A 23,276-nucleotide genomic window follows, 5' to 3' on the forward strand; every position below is an offset into this window, starting at 1 on the left:
AGGGCCTCAACCATCTGGCGCGCGGGCTTCGGCCGGCCCTGATGTCGCGGCGAGTCCCGCATATGGGGGGAATCGCCGGCGGGATCGGTACGGTACCCTGAGCCAGGCCTGGGGGGCTTGGGTTCGGGGATCATGGATCTGGTAACGCTTTACTTCACATCGACTGTGTCCGCGATCAGCGCGGCCGTGGCGATGCTGTTTGTCTGGCGCGTCCACCGCAACGACCGCGCAGTATGGTTCTGGATGATCGGCTTTGTAGCCTACGCGTTCGGCACGCTGCCGTTCGCGCTGAACATGGTGTTGCCGCCGCCAGTCTCGCGCATCTTCGGCAACACATCGGCGGCGTTGGCGCTCGCCTTTCTGTATGCGGGAACGGCGATCTTCCTCGAACGTCCGATACGTTGGCGGTTGCTGTCGGTCATCTATGTGCCGGCGCTGCTGCTGAACATCTACGGCGCCGTCATCGAGGAATCGATGGCGGCGCGGGTCACCGCATATACGATCTGCGCGGTCACCGCCTGCGGTTTGATGGCGCATGGTCTGATCGCCCATATCGCACCGTCGCAGCGGGTCGTCGGCCGCTTCGTCGGCTGCATCTGGTTGATCTACGCGACGATCTGCGTCGTCAGGCTGATCGGTGTCTGGGACGCGAGCCCAGATGCGACGATGGTCAAAGTCGGCTATCCGCAGATGATGTTCTTTGGCGTGCTGCAGGTCGTGACGCTGCTCAGTTCGGTTGGACATCTGCTGCTCGCGAGTCAGCGTCTGCAGCTGAAGCTCGACATGCTGGCGAACCGCGACGAACTGACCGGCATCTTCAACCGGCGTGCGTTTCGCACCCTTGCGCAGGAACGCCGCGTCAGTACGGGCGGCAAAGGTTCGCTGGTGCTGATGATGCTGGACATCGATCACTTCAAGCGCATCAATGACGAGTTCGGCCATTTTGGCGGCGACGAAGTGCTGCGCTCCATCGCCCAGCTGGTCGAGGCAAACCTGCGCGGCGGCGATATCTTCGCGCGTGCGGGAGGCGAGGAATTCTGGTTGCTGTCGTCGGCCATTCCGCCGGCCGAAGCGGCCGCGGTCGCGGAACGGTTGCGGATCGCTATCGAGGCGCATCGCGTGAAGCTGGCCGAAGGCACGGTGCGGCTCACGGTCAGCATCGGCGTCGCGATTTTCTCGCCCGAACAGGCCGGCATCGATCTGCGCATTGCGCTGGAGCGCGCGGACATCGCGCTGTACCAGGCCAAGACCTTTGGCCGTAACCGAGTCATCGTCGCTGCCGATACCGCGCTCGGCGAGCTGGCGCTGCCGCGCCAGGCGGCATCGGCCTTCTAGTGGCCGGCCTGCGCGACGCGCAGCGCGAACGCGGGTTTGACCCACCAGATCAGCAGCGGCAACACGATCAGCGACAGCAGCATGTTGATGCCCATGATCGCGATCAACAGCAGCCCCATGTCGGCGACGAACTTGAGGTCCGACATCAGGTACCAGGGCAGGATGCCCAGCCCCATGATCGTCGCGGTGAACAGGATGGCCTTGCCGGTAGTGCTCAACGCGGCATCGATCGCCGCACTCCAGTCTCCGCCGTTGTGCTGGATCTCCTCGCAGATGCGCGACAGCAGGTAGATGCCGTAGTCGATGCCGACGCCGACGCCGATCGCGGCGACGATCATCGAATTGACGTCGAGGCCCACGCCGAGCAGATGCATGGCGGCGGTCAACGCCTCGTTGGCGAGATTGACCGGCACCAGCAGCAGGAGTCCGGCGACGACGGATCGGTAAGCCCAGCTGACGAGCACAAAGACGCAGAGATTGACGCCCAGGATCACGACCAGGTGGTAGCGCTCGATGACGCGATTGACCGCTTCCTGAAGCGCGATCGTGCCGGAGCCGAGGCGGACGCGGAAATGCTCGTGCTCGATGCCGACGGTCTCCACGGCCTGACGCGCTGCCGCCAGCGCTGCATCGACCGTGGCCTGCTTGTTGTCGGGGTACCACAGCGAGACCGTTGCATGCTGCAGGCCCGATGCGACGACATGGCCGAGGTTCTTTTCGCTGGAGCCCATCAGCGCGCCCATCGCCGCGGCACTGATCGCGGCTTGGCGCGGGTCAAGCGGCGCCCACTTCGGATGGCCGCCATTGAACAGTCGGCTGGACTCGCTCAGATAGTCGGCGAAGGACAGGCTCGCCCGCGGCGGTGCCGCGCTGTCTTCCATCAGTATCTGCAGACGCTGCATGGTCTGCACCATGTCGAGCCGCTGCGCATTCCATTCCGGGTCGCGCGGATTGCGCGCTTCGAGAATGATCTCCAGCGTGTTCATGCCGGGGAACGACCCGTTGATCGCACGCACCGCAGTATTGAACGGCGAGTCATCCCACAGCAGGTTGCTGCCCTCGACCGGATTGCCGATCTGGATCTGCGACGCGGTGTAGATCGTGACGGCCGACAAGGCAATGACGATGGCCGTCGTCAATCGCGCCGCGCGGCCGTAAGTCCAGCGGCCGATACGGCGTAACAGCTGCTTGAGACGATCGGTCGCCGCGTCGGCGCCAGCCCCGCTCAGCTGCCTGGCATTGCCCGGCGCCGGCAAGTGAGCGAGCAGCAGCGAGATCAGAACGACTCCGGTCGGGATCAGCCACACCGCCCACATGCCGCAGAAAATCGCGTGGCGCACCATGGCCGGAATCGGCGCGGCGCAGACGATGACGATGCCCAGCACGTCGGTGAGAATGCCCAGCACCGACGGCGACATCATCACGACCATGGTGCGCTCGGCAGCGAGACGACGATCGCCGAGCACTGCGTACTGTTCGTAGAAGCGCTCGGTGAACTGCACGCTGTGCGAGAAACTGCGCGCGGTCAGCAGCAAGGGCACAACCATCAGTAGCGGCTCGATCGAGATATTGAGCCAGCCGACGAGGCCGAACGCCCAGATACCGGCGACCGCGCTGGTCACGATCGGCGTCACCACGCCGACCCAGTTGCGCATGTACAGCATCAGCGCGAGCACCAGCGCGCCGAGCGTGACGGCGAAGATGCCGACCATCTGCCATTCGTACTTGTAGACCCAGCCGATCAGCATCGGCTGGCCGGCGACGTAGATCGCATGCTTGTCGTCGCGCGCGTTCCGCGCGAGGGCCTCGACGAAATCGAAGACCTCGCCGTAGTTCGTGCGCTGCTCGATGAACGTTGCGGTGACCAGCGTCGCCTTGTCGTCGCGTGAAATCAGGAACTCGCGCACCTTCGGCGAGTGATCGACGCGGCGCTTGAAAAGCGCCAGCTCTTCGGCCGTCTGCGGTGGGCGGTCTCCCATCAGCGGTCGCATGTCGATGCCGAACGGCGTGGCTTCCGCGTAGCGCGCCTTCTCGGTCGAGATCGAAAGAATCTGGTCGTGATCGACGCCGGGAGTCAGATCGATGTCGCGCGTCAGCTGCCAGATCTTCGCCAGCGTCTCGCCGTTGTAGATGTCGCCGCCGTCGGTGCGCTGCACCATCATGACGACGGTCAAAGGATTACCGAACGACGGATGATCCTGGAACACCTGCACGAAGGGATCGTCGCCCGGCAGCAGGTCGGAGAAGATCGTGCGCAGCTCGACGCGCGGCAGACCGGCGGCGAAGAACAGCGTGATCAAGCCGAACGCAGCGAACGACCAGCCTGCGTGGCGGAGAATGAATTGCGCGAAACGCAGCCGAATCGAGTACAAGCCTAGCCCTGCCGCTGATGACTTGCGTCGACTAGCACTGCCGGTTGCTCATCGCGGCCTCGTGTTGCTCAGGCGGTGGCTTCGTCAGCGCAGGCGATCAGCGTGCTGCAAGCCAGCAGGCTGATCGCCAATCCACGCATCCCGGACCGCATGGCCAGGCTTCAGCGCGGCGGATGCAACGCAACGTCGACCGTCGCCTTGCCCGCAACGGCGTGGCTGCGCGAGTAGACGAAGTACACGACCAGGCCGATCGCCATCCAGATGCCGAAGGCGATCCAGGTCAGCGCCGGCAGGCTCGCCATCAGCCAGGCGCAGAAGCCCATGCCGATGATCGGGATCAGCGGCACCATCGGCACCTTGAACGGGCGCACCATGTCCGGCTTCGACTTGCGCAGCATGATCACGCTGGCGCAGACCAGGAAGAACGCCCCGAGCGTGCCGAGGTTGACCAGCTCCGCGACCTTGCCGATCGGGAAGAAGCCGGCGATCAGCGCGATGACGACGCCGCTGCCGAGGATCAGCTTCACGGGCGTCTGCGTCTTGGTGTTGATGCTGGCCATGCTGGCCGGCAGCAGGCCGTCGCGCGACATCGCGAGCACGACACGGGTCAGGCCGTAGTACAGCACCAGCATCACGGTGGTGATGCCGAAGATCGCGCCCGTTGCGATCAGGCCCTGTGCCCAGTTCAAGCCGAGGCTGCGCATCGCTTCGGCGACCGGTGCCTTGATGTTGATGTCCGCATAGGGCACGACGCCGGTCAGGATGCCGGACACGATGATGTACAGCGCGGTGCAGATGCCGAGCGAAGCCAGAATGCCGATCGGCAGATCGCGCTGCGGGTTGACCGCTTCCTCACCCGCCGTAGAAACCGCGTCGAAGCCGATGTAGGCGAAGAAGATCAGCGCCGCCGCGGTCGTCACGCCCATGAAGCCGAAGTGGCTGTTGCCGTCGGCATCGACAACGCGTTCCGGAATGAACGGCGTCCAGTTGTCGACGTTGACGTGCGGGCCGGCGATCGCGATGAAGGCGAGGATCGTCGCCAGCTTGACCATGACCATCGCGCCGTTGAAGCGGGCGGATTCCTTGACGCCCCAGCACAGCAGCCCGGCCAGCGTCAGGACAATGACCATCGCCGGCACGTTGGCGATGCCGCCCTCGGCCGGTGCCGACGTGAACTCGGCCGGCAGGTCGATGCCGAAATAGGCGTGCAGGATGTTGGAGAAGTAACCCGACCAGCCGATCGACACCGTCGCCGTCGCAACGGCGTATTCGAGGATCAGGTCCCAGCCGATGATCCAGGCGATGAATTCACCGATGCCGGCGTAGGCGTAACCATAGGCACTGCCGCTACCGCCGATCGCCGCCGAGAGTTCCGCGTAACACAGCGCCGCGAACGCGCAGGCGGTGCCGGAGATGACGAAGGACAGCACGATCGCGGGGCCCGCATGCTGTGCGGCGGCGACGCCGGTGAGCACGAAGATGCCGGTGCCGATGATGCAGCCGATGCCGAGCAGGATCAGATCGGAAGCCGTCAGGCAGCGTTTGAGGCCGGTATTGGCGGTCGGATCGATCGCTTTGGTGCGCATCAAGCTCATGCGGTGAAACTCCCCTGGGCTGCATGAAAGTATGTGTCGATTCAGCGAGTCTCATGGACGGCGCTGCAACTGTCCACTCCGACCGATCCCCTAGCGTCGAAGTGGGTGGATACCCCCAGCCGCGGGTGACGGGCGGGCAACAGTGATGTTCGTTAATATTTAAAATAATAAACAATTGATGATAAATAATCACAATCAGGCTCAAGCCTCAAGTCGTGCGCGTGCGCCGCGCGGCACTACAATTCGCGCCTCATGAGCGCCTTCGTTCTCCTTCTGGTCTGTCTGCTGCTCGGCGTACTCGTCGCGCGCTATGCGCGGCCGCCGATGGGCTTGGCGCAGGGGCTGAACTGGTGGGTCATCAATGTGGCGCTGCCGGCCCTGGTGTTGGACCTGATCCCGCGCGTCGAGATCGAATGGCAGTCCTGGTTTCTGCCGGTCTCGCAATGGCTGGTCTTCGCCGGCTCGTTCGTGCTGTTCCGTGCATTGGGCAGTCATTACGGCTGGAGCCGCGCGCGCATCGGCGGTCTGATCATCATGGGCGGTTTGGGGAACACGTCCTTCCTCGGCTATCCGCTGCTTGAGGCGCTGCGTGGCCGCGAAGGCCTCGCGGTCGGCGTCGTTGCCGATCAGCTGGGCTGCTTTCTGATGCTCGCGATCAGCGGCACGATCGTTTCGGCAATGTATTCGGGCGGTCAGACGCGGCCGCGCGAGATCGCCCTCCGGGTGCTGAAGTTTCCGCCATTCGTCGCGCTGCTGATCGGCACGCTGGTCGGGCTGCTTGGCGGCTGGCCGCCGATGGCGGAGGACATCCTGCTGCGGATCGGCTCCACGCTCGTGCCGCTGGCCCTGTTCTCGGTGGGCCTGCGCTTCCGCTTCCAGCTCGGCAACGGTCAGGCGCTGCCGATCGTGCTGAGCCTGAGCTGGAAGCTGCTGGTCGCCCCCTTGCTCATCTTCACGGTGGGCTGGCTCAGCGGGGTTGGCGGACTGACGCTGACCGTCGCCACGCTGCAGGCCGCCATGGCGCCGATGATCTCGGCGGCGATCCTCTGCGACCAGCACCATCTCGATTCACCGCTCGCCAACAGCATTCTCGGCGTCGGCATCCTGCTGTCGCTGATCAGCGTGCCGCTGTGGAATCTGGTTCTGCCCTGAGAACGAATGGTTCTGAGCGGATGGGCAGGCGCACGGCTTGCCGTACAATCCAAGGCATGTCCCGCCGCGTCCGCCAACAGCTGACCCTTGCGTTGGCTGTCTTCGGATGGCTGGCGCAACTGTGTCTGCCGGTCGCGCATGCGGCCGCCATGTCGACCAGCAAGGCCGGCGTCGCGACCTGGTGCGGCGTCGGTTCGCCGGCGCTCAAGGCCAAGCTCGCCGAGCTTCCGGACAGCATTCGCGAGATTCTCGAAAGAGGTGCGACGCAGGCGGAGCAGCACGACCGCTGCGCGCAGCTCTGTGCATCGGTTGCCGGCGGCAGCCCCCTGGCTGCGGCGGCGGCCAGCATCGACCTCGATCCCGCAGGGCTGGAAGCCCCGGTTGCGAAACCGGCCCCACTGGCGCTGCGCTCCCAAGGCGCGCCACCACCAGCGCGCGGCCCACCCGATTTCTCCCCCAGTCTCGCTCGTAGCTGAGTTGCGAAGGCCATAAGGCCTGCGCTCCTGGACTGATGGCCGCCCGCAGGCGGCCCGGAGAAACCCCCGATGTTGTCTGGCCCTTCCCGGCGAGCGCAATCTGCGCCGCCCATCCTCGATTCCGATGCCCCTGCCGGTGCATCCACTCGTCTGTACCGGCGATTCTGGCGCTGGCATTTCTACGCCGCGTTCCTGGTGATTCCTTTCGTGCTGATGCAGAGCATGACCGGCACCTTGTACCTGTGGCATGCGGAGTGGACCGACTGGGCGCATCCGCAACTGCGCTTCGTCGCGCCGGGAGACAAGACCGCGAGTCTCGACGCGCAGCTCGCCGCGGCGGTGGCCGGGCACCCGCATGCGCAGCCGACAACGATCGTCGTCCCCGACGATCCGCGCCGTTCGACGCAGGTGATGTTCGGCGGCCATCACGGCGAAGGTGATGCGCTGCCGTTTCCGGTGTTCGTCGATCCGTATCGCGCGCAGGTGCTCGGCGACTTGCCTGCCTGGTCGTGGATGCCGGGCTGGAGCCGCAAGATCCACGGCGGCTGGCCGCTCGGCGATGCCGGGTCCTGGCTGCTGGAGCTGGGCGCCTGCTGGGCGGTGGTGATGATTCTCACCGGACTCTACCTGTGGTGGCCCCGCCAGCGTGGTTTGCTCGCCGCCCTCGTGCCGCGCACGCGGCTCGGTGCACGCATCCTGATCAGGGATCTGCACGGCACGGTGGCAGTGCTGTTCTCCGCCATCCTGCTGGTGTTCCTCGTCAGTGCGCTGCCGTGGACCAGCTTCTGGGGCAACCAGGTGCTGCAGCCGATCCAGAATGTCACCGGACAGGCTTCGCCGTTCGGTGCGGTCTTCCGCGTGAAAAGCCAGGTCGTTGCCGATGTGCAGGCGATGAGTCTCGACGAAGCCGTCGCACGGTCACGCGCCGAAGGCCTGAACGGGCCGCTTGAGATCGGCCTCGGCAGCGCGCCGGATGCGCCGATCATCGTGCGCAACCAGCTGGCGCGATCGTCGCAGGAAACCGCCGTCGCCTTCGATCGTTACTCGCGTGCACTGCTCGTCAAGACCACCTGGGCCGACTATCCGGCGATTCCGCGCGCCGTCTCCACGGGCGTCGATCTTCACGAAGGCCACTTCTTCGGCCGTGCAAACCAATGGTTCAACACGATCACGTCGCTGGCGCTGGTCTGGATCAGCCTGACCGGTTTGCTGTCCTGGTGGTTGCGCCGGCCGCGCGGCGGGCTCGCGGCGCCGCCGCGCACACCCGTGCGCCTGCCGCGCTGGGTGCTCGGCGTCGGTGCCGGCCTTTGCCTCCTGATGCCTTTGCTGGGCGCCTCTCTCGCCGTGCTGTGGATTGCGGACATCGCGCTCGTGCGCGCCCGCCCCGCGGCCTGAGATTGCGCTTCTCTTAATCTAAAAATTCTCTGGACCCCAACCCATGAAACGCTATTCCGCCGCGCTGATTTCAGCGCTGTGCATCACCCCTCTATCCGTCGCATTCGCCCAGAGCGAATCGCCGGTGCAACTGCCGACCGTGACGGTCACCACCGACGCGCCGACGCCGGATACCCACCAGGCCTTGGAGGCCGAACAGGCCCTGACGCCTGGCGGCGTGACGATCGTCGACAGCGATGAGCTGTCCCAGCGCAACGTCTCCAATCTCGCCGACATGCTGCGTTACGTGCCCGGCGTCTGGGCCGCGAGCGGATCGACCGGCGACTCGACGTTCTTCTCCAGCCGCGGCTCCAACCTGGATGCCACCAACTACGACGGCAACGGCATCAAGCTGCTTCAGGATGGATTGCCGGTGACCACCGCCGACGGCAACAACCATAACCGCGGCATCGATCCGCTCAGCGCGCGTTATGCCGTCATCGCCCGCGGCGCGAATGCGCTCACCTACGGTGCCAGCACGCTCGGCGGTGCGATCGACTTCATCACGCCGACGGCGCGCGATATCGACTCGCTGGATCTCTCGCTCAGCGGCGGCAGTCATGGCCAGTTGCAGGGCCGTGTCAGCGCCGGTGCGGTAGCGGGTGATCTCGACGGCCTGATCACTGCGGAAGCCCGACAGTGGGACGGTTATCGCGAACACCACGAGCAGCAGCGCGAAGGGCTCTACGCCAACGCCGGCTGGCAGATCAGCGACGCGATGCGTAGCCGGCTCTATTTCACCTACGTCGACAACGACCAGCAGCTGCCGGGCGCGCTGACCCGCGAAGAGTGGCGCGAAGATCCGCAACAGGCGCAGGCTTCGGCCGTGGCCGGCGACTATCGCTTGAACGTCGAGACCTGGCGGATCGCCAATCGCACGGAGTGGGACCTCGGTCCGGACAGCAGCCTGTCGGTCGGCCTGTCCTTCGAGAATCAGGATCTCTACCACCCGATCGTCTACTCGCCGTTCTTCAGCCTGCTGATCGACACCGAGCAGCAGACCGCCGGCGCCTCGCTGCGCTACAAGCTGAAGCTGGACGAGCACGATCTGCTCGCCGGCATCAACTACGCCGAGACCAGCAATGATGGCGGCAACTACAGCTACGAGCCCGGCGGCGACAGGGAGATTTCCACGCGGGTCGACAACGACGCCGACAGTCTCGAACTGTTCCTCGTCGATCGCTGGAACTTCGCCGACCGATGGATCTTGCTGTACGGCGCGCAGGGCGTGATCGCCAACCGCGAGGTCCGCAATGTCTCGGTGGAGGATGGCTCGGTACGCAATCCCAAGGGCGACTACGACAGCATCAATCCGCGGGTCGGCCTGATTCGTCAGCTGACGCCGGAGATCGAGCTGTTCGCTAATGTCAGCCGCCTGTACGAGGCGCCCACCAACTTCGAACTCGAAGACGACGCGCGCGGCAACGGCGAGGCGCTCGATGCGATGAACGGCACGGTCGTCGAGATCGGCAGCCGCGGAACCCAGACGCTCGGCACGGCCAGCCGTTGGTATTGGGATGTCGCGCTCTACTACGCGACGCTGCACGACGAGATTCTGTCGGTGGACGACCCGGATGCACCGGGCACCAGCCTGTCCAGCAATATCGAGGACAGCATTCACGCCGGCGTCGAGACGCTCGTCGGCGCGAGCTTCGCGCTCGATGCCGGCGGCACGCACCGCATCGAGCCGCTGCTCAGCCTGACCGTGAACCGCTTCAAGTTCGATGGCGACGTCACCTACGGCGACAACGATCTGCCGGCGGCGCCCGGTTATGCGCTCAGGGGCGAGGTGCTGTATCGCAATGCGGGCGGCTACTTCGCAGGACCGACCTTCGATGTGATCGACGATCGTTATGCCGACTTCAGCAACAGCTACGCCGTCGATTCCTATGCGCTTCTGGGTCTGCGTGCAGGCATCGCGCGCGAGCGCTGGGAAATCTATGTCGACGCCCGCAACCTGACGGACAAGGATTACATCGCGCTGTTCAGCGTGAAGGATCTTGCGGCGGCCGATGCCGCGATCCTGAGCCCGGGCGAGCCGCGCTCGGTCTACGCCGGCGTGCGCCTGCGCTTCTGATCGGTGGGGTCTGACCGCGCCGGTGCCTGCTCAGGCATCGGCGCGTTTGTCGGCTCGCTCAGTTCGAATGCAGCGGCAGCCTGTCGTCTTCGCTGTATCCGCGTGACGCCGACACCGTGCTGCGTTCGCCGCGCAACTGATAAGCCTGCGCATCGAAGCGCCGCGTCAGCCAGCGGAACTGCCAGGTGAAACCCGGCCACAGCGTGACGTTGCGGCCGCTCTGCGGGTGCACGTACCAGCTCATGCAGCCGCCGACGCTCCAGATCGAACGCAGCATGCGCTTGTGCAATGACGTGTTGAAACGCTGCTGCGCATCGGCGCGCACTTCGACCGAGCGCAAGCGGCGCTTCTGCATCGTGCGGATCGCGTCGATGACGTAGGCGATCTGCGACTCGATCATGTAGACCATCGAGTTGTGGCCGAGGCCGGTGTTCGGCCCCATCAGGAAGAACAGGTTTGGGAAACCGCTGACGGCGGCGCCCTTGTAGGCTTCCGGTCCCTGCGGCCAGGCGTCGAACAGGTCCTGGCCGTCGCGGCCGAACACGACGCCGCGCGCCACCGGGTCGGTGGCCTTGAAGCCGGTGCCGAAGATGATCGCGTCGACTTCGCGCTCGACGCCGTGGCTGTCGACGATGCTGTTGGCGCGCACTTCGGCAATGCCGTCGCCGATGACGTCGACATTGCCCTGCGTCAGCGCCGGATAGTAGTCGTCGGAGATCAGCACGCGCTTGCAGCCCATCGTGTAATCCGGCGTGACGAGCTTGCGCAGCGGACGGCTCTTGATCTGGCGGCGGATGTGCCACTCGGCCACCTTCTGCGCGAGCTTCATCAGTCGCGGCTCGACGGTGAACGCGACCGCGCGGCTTTCCAGCGCGCCGTAGATCGCACCGCGGATTGCGGCCTGCGCCGCCGGCAGGCGCGCGAACAGCGTCTGCTCAAGCGCGCTGATCGCGCGGTCCGGCTTGGGCATGATCCAGGGCGGCGTGCGCTGGTACAGATCGAGGCGTGCAAGCTCGGGCTGGATCTTTGGCACGAACTGGATCGCCGAAGCGCCGGTGCCGATCACCGCCACGCGCTTGCCGCTCAGGTCGTAGCTGTGATCCCACTGCTGCGAATGGAAGGTCTTGCCCTTGAAGTGTTCGATGCCCTTGAGTTCGGGATAGGCCGCGGTCGACAGACCGCCCATGCCGGAGATCACGACCTGCGCGCGGTACTCGATACCCTGCGCATCGGTGATCAGCCACAGGCCGGTTTCGTCGTTCCAGCGCGCGCTGCGGACTTCGCTGTTCAGGCGCAGGTGCGGCGTGACGCCGTACTTCTCCGCGCAGCGTTCCAGATACGCCTTGATCTCCGGCTGCGGCGCGAACATGCGCGACCATTGCGGATTCGGCTCAAAGGAAAACGAGTACAGGTGCGACTGCACATCGCAGGCGCAGCCTGGATAGTTGTTGACGCGCCAGGTACCGCCGACGCCGCCTTCCTTTTCCAGCACCAGAAAATCGTCGATGCCGGCCTGCTTGAGCTGGATCGCCATGCCCAGGCCGGAAAAGCCGCTACCGACGATGATGATGCGATGCGCGTCGCGCGTCGCCGCCGCGGCGCTCTCGTAGATGCCCATGCGGATCGTGCTCCGGTGATTGGGTGTGCGCGGCCGGATCAGGCCGCCTTGGCCAGCTTGTCCAGCAACGGATCGATCTGCACGAGGAAGTGGCGGTTGTCGTGATCCCAGGGGTGGAAGCTCGGGCGGAAGTAGTCCAGCCAGGGCTTCAGCAGACGCGGGAAGAACGGCACCTTGGTGAAGGTATAGCTGAAGAACAGACGCCAGCCCTTGAAGTCGGTCAGCTTGCCTTCGCGGCGCAGGATCAGCAGGTACGACGGCAGCACGATCGCCCACAGCAACAGGCTCGCGATCAGCAGGCCGATGCCGCGCTCGATGTTGGCGACCGGGCCGTTGCCGGCAATCGTCCGCCACACATCGAAGGCCACCGCCTTGTGCTCGGTTTCTTCCAGTGCATGCCAGCGCCACAGCGCGGCAAAGCGCGGCTCGCAGTCCTTGAGGATGTCTTCCTCGATCAGCAGGCGGTCGGCGAGGATCGCGGTGAAATGCTCCAGCGCGATCGTCGCATTGAGGCGCATGCGCGGCGGCAGCTTCTTCAGCAGGCCCAGGAAGCGCGCAACGAAGCGCTCGACCGCCGCGGCTTCAGGCACCTTGGCAAACAGCGCCTCGTTGTATTCCTCATGCTCGCGGCCGTGCATCGCTTCCTGGCCGATGAAGGCGGTCACCGCCTGCTTGAGCTCGGGATCGGTGACGCGGTCGCGGTAGGCGCGCACGGCATCGATGAAGAAACGCTCGCCGACCGGGAACAGGATCGACAGCGTGTTCATGAATTGCGACAGATGCACGCTGCCCTTGTTCCAGTCCGAAATGCGCTCCGCCGGCAGGCTGAAGTGCACGTCGCGGCGCGTCGGCATCATGTTCGGGCGGGATGCGGCCTGGGTGGCGCTGCGCGGTTCGCTGATGACCTGGGTCATGAATCACTCCTCGTTGAGGCGACAAGCACCGGGGTGCTTGTCTACACTTGTCTACGTCCAAAGTAGACGACTGTCTACAACGATGTCAACAACCGATGTCATTGTTACAAGGCTTAGCGGTATAGATATCTGAAATGACAAAGATTATGGGCGGGGAGCCGGGTCCCGCAGCCGCTGAACCCGCGCAGACCGGCCGCCAGAAACTGATGAACGCGGCGATGCAGCTGGCCGCGACGACGCGCAGCCTGGCGTCGCTCGGCCTGCGCGAAGTCGCGCGCCAGGCGGGCCTGAACCCGAACACCTTCTATCGGCATTTCCGTGATTTCGACGACCTCGGCCTGGCGGTCATCGAGGAGCTGAGCGGCCACCTGCGGCGCGGCCTGCGCGAGCGGCGCCGGCAGCCGTTCGGCGACGTCGCCCAGCTCGCGGCGCTGGAAGACCCACGCGAATTGAGCGAACGCGCCGCGACGATCGTCAGCGCCTCGGTCGCGCTGGTGCTGGAGTTCGTGACCCAGCATGAGCAGGCCTACGTCGTCGGCATCCGCGAACTGCACGGGCCGTCGCCGGTGCTGCGCGCGGCGATCCGCAAGATCTTCGACACGCTCGCCGCCGACATGGCCGAGGACATGCTGCAGCTGACACCGCCGAAGGTCGTCAACGAAGAGACGATGTACGAGATCGCCTCGGTCATCGTCCGCGAGATGGCGTACTTCTCGCTCGACTATCTCGAACAGCCGGCGCAGCGCGCGGCGATCCGCGGCCGCGCCGAGCGCTTCATCCTGATGATGCTGCGCGGGGCGATGGAGATACAGCTGGACAAGGCAAAGATGTAGCCCGGGTGAAACCCGGGATTCGCAATGTTTACGAGGCGCAGACCCCGGGTTTCACCCGGGCTACGTTGCTCAGCGCTTCGTATCGACCGGTACCGCGAACAGATCGTAATCGTCGGCATCGACGACCGTGACCTTCATGCGCTGGCCGACCTTGGGCTTGACCAGATCCTTGATGTAGACCTTGCCGTCGATCTCCGGCGCATCGGCCCATGAGCGGCCGACGCAGGCGGCGTCGTCGTGGACTTCGTCGAGCAGCACTTCGATGGTCTTGCCGATCTTTTGCTGCAGCTTCGCCGCACTGATGCCGGCCTGCTTTTCCATGAAGCGCTCGTAGCGCTCTTCCTTCACTTCATCCGGCACCGCGCCGGGCAGGGCGTTGGCGGTCGCGCCTTCGACCGGCGAGTAGCGGAAGCAGCCGACGCGATCGAGCTGCGCTTCGTCGAGCCAGTCGAGCATCAGCTCGAAGTCGTCTTCGGTCTCGCCGGGGAAGCCGACGATGAAGGTCGAGCGCACGGTCAGGTCCGGGCAGATCGCGCGCCAAGCCGCGAGGCGCTTGAGCGTGTTCTCGGCGGCGGCCGGGCGCTTCATCGCCTTGAGCACGCTGGTCGACGCGTGCTGGAACGGCACGTCGAGGTACGGCAGGATCTTGCCCGCCGCCATCAGCGGGATGATCTGGTCGACGTGCGGATATGGGTAGACGTAGTGCAGGCGCGACCAGACGCCGAGTTCGCCCAGGCCCTCGCAGAGATCGAGCAGGCGCGTCTGGTAGTCGCGGTCGCGCCAGCGGCTAGCCGCGTACTTCAGGTCGGCGCCGTAGGCCGAGGTGTCCTGCGAGATGATCAGCAGTTCCTGCACGCCGGAGCGCGCGAGCTTCTCGGCTTCCAACAGCACCTCGCCGACCGGGCGCGACGCGAGCTTGCCGCGCATCGACGGAATGATGCAGAAGCTGCACTTGTGATTGCAGCCTTCGGAAATCTTGACGTAGGCGTAATGCTTGGGCGTCAGCTTGATGCCGACCGCATCGTTCTTCGGCGACGGCAGCAGGTCGAGGAACGGATCGTGCGCCGGCGGTACCGCCTTGTGCACCGCTTGCATGACGCTGCTGTAGTCCTGCGGTCCGCTGATCGACAGCAGATCGGGGAAGCGTTCGCGGACCAGCTGGCTCTTCGGGCCGGTGCCCATGCAGCCGGTGACGATGACCTTGCCGTTCTCCGCCATCGCCTCGCCGATCGCCTCCAGCGATTCCTCGACGGCGGCATCGATGAAGCCGCAGGTGTTGACGACGACGACATCGGCCGCGTCATAGCTGGGAGAGGTCGCGTAACCCTCGGCGCGCAGCTGGGTCAGGATGCGTTCGGAATCGACCAGGGCCTTGGGGCAGCCCAGCGAAACAAAGCCGACCTTCGGCGAGGCGGCTGGCTTCGCACGGCGTGTGCGGCTGGCGGGGGTACGGGAGGCGGGCATGCGGGGTCAGGGTGTCGCGGGTGCTTATTGTATCGCCAGCCCGCTTGGCTGGGCTGGATTTACCTTGGTCCTTTTCACAGTGCCGTCATAAGCTCGCGCGCAGCGAGAAGAGACATCCACAAGAAATCTTCGGGGGCGAACGATGGATGCTGTGCAAGCGGGCATGAAGGCCCGCATCGGAGCGGTCATGGCGACAGCTGCGGTCCTGCTGCTGTCGGCCTGCGGCAGCAGCGACGGCGATGCCGATGGCGCGGCTGCCGCGGCGGGCCTGCCGGCCGGTGCGCGCTTCCTCGCCGACGATGCGGCCTGCACGGCGCCGCGCTGTTTCGAGCTCGACATTCCGCTGCCTGAGGGCGTCAACGTCACCGATACGCGCGTGCGCGTGCTGGTGCCGGCCGACTACGCCACCTCCGGCAAGCGCTATCCCCTGCTGTACCTGCTGCACGACGCACCCGGTGACTACACGTCCTGGACCCGCCGCGGCGATGCCCAGCTGCAGACCGAAGGGCTCGACGTCATCGCGGTGATGCCGGACGGCGGTGGCGGCAACCCCGGCTGGTACACGAACTGGGACAGCGGCGAATACCAGTGGGAGACCTACCATCTCGATGTGATGATGCCGTATGTCGAACAGCGCCTGCGCGTGCTGGGCGAAGGCCACCGTGCCGTTGCCGGCCCGTCGATGGGCGGCCACGGCGCGATGTACTACTCGGCACTGCGGCCGGGGCTGTTCCAGGCGGCGGCCGGTTTCTCCGGCGCGGTCGATTTCCTCGTGCTCGACCGCGGCAGCGCGGCGGTCGCATCGCTGCTGGGTCTGCCCCAGGGCCCGGTATGGGGCGATCCGGTCACCAACTTCCCGATGTGGCAGGCCCACGATCCGGGTACGCACATCGACGGCCTCGCGGGCATGAAAATCTACCTGAGCTCCGGCAACGGCCTGCCGGGCGGCCCGCACGACGAGCTCGGCTCGCCTGAGCTGTACGCGATCGAGCCGCTGCTGTACGTGATGAACCTGTCGTTTGCCGCAGCGCTGGCGCAGGCGGGCGTCGAGCACGAGACGAATTTCTACGGGCCCGGCTTCCATGACTGGCCGTACTACCGAGACGCCTTCGCCTGGGCCCTGCCGAAGTTGATGGACGCGATCGCGCCCTAAGACGCTTCAGCGCGCCAACAGGTCGCCCAGGCCGGCGATCACATCGTCGAGAATCTGCGCCATCTCATCGCGCAGTTGCCGTGCATGTGCCGGCCAGCCGTCCGCGGCCGCCAGCAATGCCGCCGGCTCGGTCAGACGCGTCGATGTGCGGCGCAGCGCCCGCTCGATGCCGTCGACGGTGCCGTAGGAGCGCAGCAACTCGGCGAAGCTCGCCGCCTGCGGCGGCCTGCCGCCGGCCTGCTCGAACCAGGTCGCGCTGGCCGCCACTGCCACTGCGCTGCGCGTGCAGAACGCCGGCAGGCTTTCCTCGCTGTAGCGCGCCCAGTCCTGCGCGAGCGCATAGTCGCCGGCGAGATCGAGGACGATGCCGGAGTATCTTCGCGAGGCGGCGGAAAAGCCCTGCCGATGCGCCTGCAGCAGCGGGTGGCGATCGGTCAGCGCGTCGATGCGCCGATGAATGCGGATGCCGCGCTCGATCTCGGCCGGGTAGGCCGACAGATCGGCACCGCGAACGACGTCTCCCAGAATGGCGCCCGCTTCCGAAGTCTGCGTGCGCCGCGCAATCAGCAGATGCGCGAGAAAGTTCACGCCACGGGGAACTCAAAGGGTTTGGCCATGACATTGTCGCGGCCCTTGTCCTTTGCGGCGTAAAGCAGTTCGTCGGCTGCGTTGACGATGATGGCGGGCGTGGTCTGCGCGGTCGGAATCAGCCAGGTGAGTCCGGCGCTGGCGGTGACCTTCAGGGGCACGGCCTGTTCCGACAGCGAGATGTCCATCTGGCGGATGTGTTCGAGCACCTGTTCGGCGCGTTGCTTCGCCGTGCGCTCGTCGATGTCGTACCAGGCGAACAGCACCTCCTCTCCGCCGAAGCGGACGACCAGATCCGAGGGGTGCCGCTTCGGTTCGCTGCGCAAGGTCGTGCCGAGCGTGCGCAGCACTTCGTCGCCGACCAGATGGCCGTAGCCGTCGTTGATGCTCTTGAAATGATCCACATCGAGCAGCACGACCGCGACCGTCTTCTGCTCGCGCTCGGCGTCGGCCAGCATGCGCGGGAAGATGCGATTGAATTCCTGACGGCGCGCGAGGCTCGTCAGCGAATCGGTGCGCGCCAGGTGCGAGGCGCGCCGGCTGTACAGCCAGGCCAGCCGCGCCAGACGCTCCAGCGTATAGGCCGCCGTCACCGCGATCACCGCCATCAGCACCAGGCCGTAGAGATCGACGATCTCGGCCGGATCGTGCGGTCCACTGCGCAGCGCGTTCCAGATGTCGGCGCCCGAGAAGAGCGCGGTGCCGAACAGCACGCGCTGCCAGCTGTAGCCGCCGAATACCGCGAGGGCGACGATGATGATGCCGAGCAGATGGATCGGATAATCCATCGATCCGGCGCGATCGAGATCGCGCATCCACAGCGCGCAGCTGACGGCGGCGACGGCTGCCGCGGTCTGCACCACGCCCGAGATGGCGCGGGGTGCGTTGAACAGCAGTGTGGCGAAAGCGATCAGGTTGAGCGGCGCGACGAGATACGACGAGATCAGCCGGACGATCGGGAAGACCTCCGGCGAGATCGTGAACAGCAGACCATTGCTGATCGGCGAGAAGCCAAAGGCGAGTGCAAAGATCAGATACAGCCAGGCGCGCGGCGCGCGATAGCGGCGCCGATGGTGAGCGCGAAAACGCGCTTCCAGCGTTTTGCTGAGGCGCTGATCCGGCTGCGCGCTTGTCGCGGCAGCGCCTATGTCGAAGCTATCCACGAACTCTGTCCCGGCCCTTCCGCCAACGCCAAACTGGTCAGCTGCGTCGGGATCTAGGTCGTAATTTTTTGGGTCCCAGCCGCAGAAACATCAGCTTAGCACGCGGTCGACCAGGCCCCAGGTCAGGGCGGTTCTGGCCTTGACGACTTCCCCGGAAAGGGCCATCCAGGCGGTCCGCTGCCGCCCGATCCGGCGCGCAATGCTGATGCAGCCGCCGGCGCCGGGGATCAGCCCGTACTTGAGCTCCGGCAGCTGGAACCAGGCGTTGGGCCGGGCCTCGACGATGCCGGCAAAGGCCGGAAACTCGATGCCGCTGCCGATGCAGGCGCCATGAACCGTGACGGTCACGCGCGCGGCGCAGCGCGCCAGCAGGCGCCCCGGCAGCGCGACGCTGCGCACCAGATGAGCGGTGGCCGTGTCCGGCGCGGAGCCGAACTCGCTGAGATCGCCGCCGGTCGAGAAACACTTGCCGAGCGCGGACAGCTGAACGTCGCGGATCGTGTCGTCGCCGACAATCAGCTGCAATGCTTCGCACAATGCGTCGCGCATCTCCACCGACATGCCGTTGCGGTTGGAAGCGCGGTTGAGCTGCAGCTGCAGCCGCGCGCCGTCGCGCGCGATCAGCACGGCCGGGCCCTCGTCGCTGATCAGCGGCGCCGGGCCGCCTTCGTCCAACGCCAGCCAGCGGCGGAACTCGGCGCCGGACTGCAGCGTGGCGTAGGCGAGCGACTCGGCGACCAGCGCGTCCTCAAGGTTCATGCCTTCGCTGATGCGCAACAGCTGCACCAGGACCGTCGCCGCGCGCGGGCAGCGTTCGATGTTCGCCAGCAGCGGCGCGGCGGCCGCCAGGTTATCCACGCAGGTATCGCAGGCGTGCGCGAGCATCGTATCCGCCGAGCCGAGCGCGATGACCGGGCATGGCAGGCTGCGCAGCAGGCGCCTGACCGGACTTTGAAGTTCGTCGGGCGGCGCGTCGTTGGCATCGACCAGCAGGCAGACCGCGTCGTCCAGCGCGGACAGCGACGGCATCGTCGCCGGTTGCCGCACCCACAGGGCGAGTTCCTCGGCGTTGGCGATCAGGTACGGCAGCATTCGCAGGTCTAGCGTTCGCCGCGCTTGAGCAGCGAGAAGAACTTGTACGAAGGATCGGCCGGTCCCGGGACGCCGATGTGCGCGCCCGCCAGGAAGGGATGGTCAAGCCGTACGGCCGATGGCGTGGCGGGATACGCCCAGTCCGCGACGATCGCGCGATGGCTGAACTTCCACACGCCGGCGCGCTTTTCGTACCTGTCGAAGTAGCGGCCGCCGATCAGCACGTCGAAGCCTTCGCCCTCGTCCTTAACCTTGTGGAACGCGAGGATGTAGACCTCACCCTCGCCGCGATCGCCGTCGAGCTTGATGTTCACCGTCGTCACGTTGTGATGGAGGATCGCCATACCGGCCTGGATCGCCGGCAGCTTGTCGATGAACTCCATCGCCGGGCCATTGGAGAAATGGCCGTGGTCGTCGATCGCGTCCTCGTGATACAGCGAGCGCATCTTGTCGAAGTCGTGGCGGTCCGCCGCATTGGCGTAGGCATTCAGGAGTTCGTAGATCGCCTGCTTGTCGAGCAGTTCGTCGAGCTGCTGGTCGCGTGTCTTGTTCTGCATCGGCGTGTCTTGCATCAGCGGGGCTCGCTTCCATCGGGATTGCGGTTGCGCAGGATCGTCAGGCCGATCAGGCGCGAGACGACGACGGCAACATAGCCGACGCCGGCGAACTGTTCGAGCATCACCAGCACGCGCGCCGGCGACGAGACCGGCAGCACGTCGCCAAGGCCGACCGCGGACAGCGTCGTGAAACTGAGGAACAGCAGTTCGATCCAGCGGCGCGGCCGCTCCGGCTCGATGAAGCCGGCGAAGCTGCCCGGGTAGAGTTCCTGGCATAGCAGGAACGCGTAGGCGAAGCCCCAGGCGAGCAGCGTGAAGGTGGCGCCGGCGGCGAACAACTCGTCGGAGGTCACGCGCTGATCGGCCATCATGTAGGCGATCAGGCTGGTGGCGGTATAGAAGTAGAGCAGCACTTCGAAGGGCAACGCGGCCAGCAGCAGCGTCGAGTTGTCCAGCGTGCCGGCGAGCAGGGCACAGATCAGCGCCGGACCCGCGAGCAGCCAGGCGGGCCAATTCGGCAAGGGGCTGCGGCGGATCGCCGCCACCGACAGCATCAGCACCGCGATGCCGAAGGCGCCGAAGATCGTGCGGCCATTGGGCCGGCCATCGAACAGCGGGAACAGCACCAGGCTCAGCAACTGCGTGCCGAGCAGGAAGGCCGACGGGTGTCGGCGTACGACCAGACTCCAATGCAGCTGCATGCGTCGCTTCCTGCGGCGGTGGGCGGGGAGCCGCGAAACTAGCACGCCGAAAGCATCGCCGGAGTGACCTCACCTAAATGGGTGAGTCATACTCACCACGATCGGGCTAGGCTCGGTTCATTGTCCCGCAGTCCGTTGCGGGCACCCTCTTTTTTGCATTTCCGCAGGAGCTTCTTCGATGAGCGAACCCGTCCTGATCGAGCGCCGTGGCCTCGCGCAATGGATCATCATCAATCGCGAGGAGCGCCGCAACGCGCTCAATGAAGAGGTCGTCAAGACCATCGCCCGCGGCGTTCGCGAGGCGATCGATGGCGGTGCGCGTGCGGTCGTCATCACCGGCGCCGGCGACAAGGCCTTCTGCGCCGGTGCGGATCTGGCCAAGGGCGTCAAGGGTTTTGCGTTCGCGGTCGACTTCGCGCGGCCGAAGCACTACATCGTCGATCTGTTCAAGCTGCTGCAGGAATGCCCGCTGCCGGTCATCGCGCGCGTCAACGGCCACACGATGGCGGGCGGCTTCGGCCTGCTGTGCGCCTGCGACATGGCGATCGCCGCCGACGACATCCGCATCGGCACGACCGAATCGAAGATCGGCCTGACGCCGATGATGATCCTGCCGTACATGATCCGCGTGCTGCCGCCGCGCAAGCTGCAGGAGATGTGCATCACCGGCGAGCAATTCAGCGCCGCCGAAGCATTGGAGTGGGGCGTGCTCAACTACGTCGTGCCGCGCGCCGAACTCGACACCAAGCTCGACTGGCTGCTGGCGCGCACCGTCGACAAGTCGCCGACCGCGATCCGCCTCGGCAAGCAGGCCTTCAACGCGACGCGCGACATGTCGCTGCGCGAGGCGCTCGAGTTTGCGCAGGCCATGGTGCCGGTGATGTCGAGCACCGAGGACGCCAAGGAAGGCATGGCGGCGTTCCAGGAAAAGCGCACGCCGAACTGGACGGGCAACTGATCCATGCGCGACCAGGTTCGCATCGGCTGCGGCGCCGGTTTCTGGGGCGATTCCGCCGAAGGCCCCAAGCAGCTCGTGAATTCCGGCGAGATCGACTACCTCGTGCTCGACTATCTGGCCGAGATCACGATGTCGCTGCTCGCCAAGGCGCGCGCGAAGGATCCGAATGCTGGTTACGCAACGGACTTTCCCGGCGTGGTCGCCAGCCTCGCCGCGAAGATCAAGCAGCAGAACATCAAGCTCGTCACCAATGCCGGCGGCGTCAATCCGCAGGCCTGCAAGGCGGCGATCGAAGAGAAGCTCAAGGCGCTCGGCGTCGAGCTGAAGATCTCCATCGTCACCGGCGATGATCTGCTGCCGCGTGCAGCCGACTTCGCCGACGTGAAGGAGATGTTCAGCGGCGACGCGATGCCGGCCAAGCTGTGGAGCATGAACGCCTATCTCGGTGCGTTCCCGATCGCGCAGGCCCTCGCGGGCGGCGCCGACATCGTGCTGACCGGCCGCTGCGTCGACAGCGCGATCGTGCTCGGTCCGCTGATCCACGAATTCGGCTGGCAGGCGCAGGAGTACGACAAGCTGTCGGCCGGCAGCCTCGCCGGCCATGTCATCGAATGCGGTGCGCAGGCGACTGGCGGCGTGTCGACCGATTGGGAAGCGGTTGTCGAGGATTGGGATCGCATGGGTTTCCCGATTGCGATCTGCAAGCCGGATGGCAGCTTCATCACGACCAAGCCGGCGAACACCGGCGGCCGCGTGACGGTCGAAACCGTCGCCGAGCAGATCGTCTACGAAATCGGCGATCCGACGGCCTATCTGCTGCCGGATGTCAGCTGCGACTGGAGCCAGTTGCAGCTCAAGCAGCTGAGTGCGCATCAGGTTGAAGTCACTGGTGCGCGCGGTCGTGCACCGAGCGACAGCTACAAGGTTTCCGCGACCTACCAGGACGGCTTCCGCTGCTCGTCGACAATGATGATTGGCGGCGTCGACGCGGTGCGCAAGGCCGAAGCGGTGGCGGCGGCAATCCTCAAGCGCACGCGGCGGATGTTTGCCGAGCGCGGTCTTGCCGACTACCAGCGCACCGATGTCGAAGTGCTCGGCAGCGAGGCGAACTGGGGCGCGAACGCGCGCCGCCGAGATACGCGCGAAGTCGTGCTGAAGATTTCGGTGCAGCACGCCGACAAGGCCGCGTTGGAAATCTTCGGCCGCGAGTTCATTCCGCCGGCGACGGCGATGGTGCAGAGCATCACCGGCTTCGCCGGTGGCCGGCCGACACCGGCACCGCTGGTGCGGCTGTTTTCGTGCCTGGTGCCGAAGTCGAACGTGCGGATCGAGGTCGATGGCGCCGCATTCAGTTCCCCTCTCCCGCTTGCGGGAGAGGGGCCAGGGGAGAGGGCCGTCGATGCCATCGGCGGAACGGCGCCGCCGCCCTCTCCCTCGATCCCTCTCCCGCAAGCGGGAGAGGGAAGCACAACAGTCCCGCTCATCAAGCTCGCCTATGGCCGCTCCGGCGACAAGGGCAACTCGGCGAACATCGGCGTTCTCGCCCGCAAGCCGGAATATGTCCAGATCCTGCGCGAGCAGCTCACCGCCGATGCGGTGAAGCAATACTTCGCGCACTTCGTCGAAGGCAAGGTCGAACGTTTCGAGATTCCCGGCCTCAGCGGCTTCAACTTCTTGATGCACAGCGCGCTCGGCGGCGGCGGTGTGGCCTCGCTGCGCTACGACCCGCAGGGCAAGATGCTGGCGCAGGTGCTGATGGACTTCCCGCTCCGCGTACCGGCGGGGCTGGTCTGA

General features: G+C 65.7%; 19 protein-coding genes. 9 read left to right on the forward strand and 10 right to left on the reverse strand.

The annotated features are described in order from the left end of the window. Positions 1-132: 132 nt before the first annotated feature. Complete coding sequence (locus AC3WUF_RS02825; RefSeq protein WP_492422207.1) at positions 133-1,335, forward strand: GGDEF domain-containing protein; 1,203 nt, start codon at positions 133-135, stop codon at positions 1,333-1,335. On the opposite strand, the gene AC3WUF_RS02830 is transcribed toward AC3WUF_RS02825, so the two are convergent. After that, positions 1,332-3,707, reverse strand: coding sequence for an efflux RND transporter permease subunit (locus tag AC3WUF_RS02830; protein ID WP_492422209.1), 2,376 nt, complete (start codon positions 3,705-3,707; stop codon positions 1,332-1,334). The two genes, AC3WUF_RS02825 and AC3WUF_RS02830, sit on opposite strands and share 4 nt — an antisense overlap. Before the next feature lie 161 nt (positions 3,708-3,868). Next, positions 3,869-5,302, reverse strand: a complete 1,434-nt coding sequence (locus AC3WUF_RS02835; protein ID WP_492422211.1) for an amino acid permease — start codon at positions 5,300-5,302, stop codon at positions 3,869-3,871. A gap of 252 nt (positions 5,303-5,554) precedes the next feature. Here AC3WUF_RS02835 and AC3WUF_RS02840 point away from each other — a divergent pair, with 252 nt between their 5' ends. The 4 genes from AC3WUF_RS02840 (at position 5,555) to AC3WUF_RS02855 (ending at position 10,441) form a co-directional block, all read left to right on the forward strand. Then, complete coding sequence (locus tag AC3WUF_RS02840) at positions 5,555-6,454, forward strand: AEC family transporter (RefSeq protein WP_492422213.1); 900 nt, start codon at positions 5,555-5,557, stop codon at positions 6,452-6,454. Positions 6,455-6,510: 56 nt separating this feature from the next. Further along, positions 6,511-6,930 carry a hypothetical protein gene (locus AC3WUF_RS02845; protein WP_492422215.1) on the forward strand — a complete coding sequence of 140 codons (420 nt, stop codon included), beginning with the start codon at positions 6,511-6,513 and terminating at the stop codon, positions 6,928-6,930. A 69-nt stretch (positions 6,931-6,999) separates the two neighbouring features. Next, positions 7,000-8,325 (forward strand): PepSY-associated TM helix domain-containing protein, encoded by a 1,326-nt coding sequence (locus tag AC3WUF_RS02850; RefSeq protein WP_492422217.1) that lies wholly within the window; start codon positions 7,000-7,002, stop codon positions 8,323-8,325. Positions 8,326-8,368: 43 nt separating this feature from the next. After that, the gene (locus tag AC3WUF_RS02855) at positions 8,369-10,441 is read left to right on the forward strand and encodes a TonB-dependent receptor family protein (protein ID WP_492422219.1); all 2,073 of its coding nucleotides are present in this window, start codon (positions 8,369-8,371) and stop codon (positions 10,439-10,441) included. A 58-nt stretch (positions 10,442-10,499) separates the two neighbouring features. Here the strand turns inward: AC3WUF_RS02855 and AC3WUF_RS02860 are convergent, their stop codons facing one another. Both AC3WUF_RS02860 and AC3WUF_RS02865 read right to left on the reverse strand, forming a co-directional pair. Beyond that, positions 10,500-12,059, reverse strand: coding sequence for a flavin-containing monooxygenase (locus AC3WUF_RS02860; RefSeq protein WP_492422221.1), 1,560 nt, complete (start codon positions 12,057-12,059; stop codon positions 10,500-10,502). A 38-nt stretch (positions 12,060-12,097) separates the two neighbouring features. Further along, positions 12,098-12,973 carry a metal-dependent hydrolase gene (locus AC3WUF_RS02865; protein WP_492422223.1) on the reverse strand — a complete coding sequence of 292 codons (876 nt, stop codon included), beginning with the start codon at positions 12,971-12,973 and terminating at the stop codon, positions 12,098-12,100. Between the two features lie 134 nt (positions 12,974-13,107). Here AC3WUF_RS02865 and AC3WUF_RS02870 point away from each other — a divergent pair, with 134 nt between their 5' ends. Next, entirely contained in the window at positions 13,108-13,806 is a 699-nt protein-coding gene (locus AC3WUF_RS02870) for a TetR family transcriptional regulator (RefSeq protein WP_492422225.1), read from the forward strand. Between the two features lie 69 nt (positions 13,807-13,875). Here AC3WUF_RS02870 and rimO read toward each other — a convergent pair whose 3' ends face one another. Then, positions 13,876-15,270 carry a 30S ribosomal protein S12 methylthiotransferase RimO gene (gene rimO / locus AC3WUF_RS02875; protein ID WP_492422227.1) on the reverse strand — a complete coding sequence of 465 codons (1,395 nt, stop codon included), beginning with the start codon at positions 15,268-15,270 and terminating at the stop codon, positions 13,876-13,878. 187 nt (positions 15,271-15,457) lie between these two features. On the opposite strand from rimO, the gene AC3WUF_RS02880 reads away from it, so the two are divergent. Next, positions 15,458-16,423, forward strand: a complete 966-nt coding sequence (locus AC3WUF_RS02880; RefSeq protein WP_492422229.1) for an alpha/beta hydrolase — start codon at positions 15,458-15,460, stop codon at positions 16,421-16,423. A gap of 6 nt (positions 16,424-16,429) precedes the next feature. Here AC3WUF_RS02880 and AC3WUF_RS02885 read toward each other — a convergent pair whose 3' ends face one another. From AC3WUF_RS02885 to AC3WUF_RS02905, 5 genes are all read right to left on the reverse strand, one after another. Further along, positions 16,430-17,011 carry an acyl carrier protein phosphodiesterase gene (locus AC3WUF_RS02885; RefSeq protein ID WP_492422231.1) on the reverse strand — a complete coding sequence of 194 codons (582 nt, stop codon included), beginning with the start codon at positions 17,009-17,011 and terminating at the stop codon, positions 16,430-16,432. Then, a complete protein-coding gene (locus AC3WUF_RS02890; protein WP_492422233.1) occupies positions 17,008-18,174 on the reverse strand; it encodes a GGDEF domain-containing protein in 1,167 nt (388 codons plus the stop codon). The genes AC3WUF_RS02885 and AC3WUF_RS02890 overlap by 4 nt, the downstream gene beginning before the upstream one ends. A 90-nt stretch (positions 18,175-18,264) precedes the next feature. Beyond that, complete coding sequence (locus AC3WUF_RS02895) at positions 18,265-19,266, reverse strand: enoyl-CoA hydratase/isomerase family protein (protein WP_492422235.1); 1,002 nt, start codon at positions 19,264-19,266, stop codon at positions 18,265-18,267. 8 nt (positions 19,267-19,274) lie between these two features. Further along, positions 19,275-19,838, reverse strand: a complete 564-nt coding sequence (locus AC3WUF_RS02900; protein ID WP_492422237.1) for a nuclear transport factor 2 family protein — start codon at positions 19,836-19,838, stop codon at positions 19,275-19,277. Then, positions 19,838-20,524 (reverse strand): ion channel, encoded by a 687-nt coding sequence (locus AC3WUF_RS02905; protein ID WP_492422239.1) that lies wholly within the window; start codon positions 20,522-20,524, stop codon positions 19,838-19,840. Before AC3WUF_RS02905 ends, AC3WUF_RS02900 begins: the two co-directional genes overlap by 1 nt. A gap of 178 nt (positions 20,525-20,702) precedes the next feature. On the opposite strand from AC3WUF_RS02905, the gene AC3WUF_RS02910 reads away from it, so the two are divergent. Both AC3WUF_RS02910 and AC3WUF_RS02915 read left to right on the forward strand, forming a co-directional pair. Continuing rightward, positions 20,703-21,482, forward strand: a complete 780-nt coding sequence (locus tag AC3WUF_RS02910) for an enoyl-CoA hydratase-related protein (RefSeq protein WP_492422241.1) — start codon at positions 20,703-20,705, stop codon at positions 21,480-21,482. Between the two features lie 3 nt (positions 21,483-21,485). Then, the gene (locus tag AC3WUF_RS02915; protein WP_492422243.1) at positions 21,486-23,276 is read left to right on the forward strand and encodes an acyclic terpene utilization AtuA family protein; all 1,791 of its coding nucleotides are present in this window, start codon (positions 21,486-21,488) and stop codon (positions 23,274-23,276) included.

This window comes from Fontimonas sp. FW305-C-3, assembly GCF_058783185.1.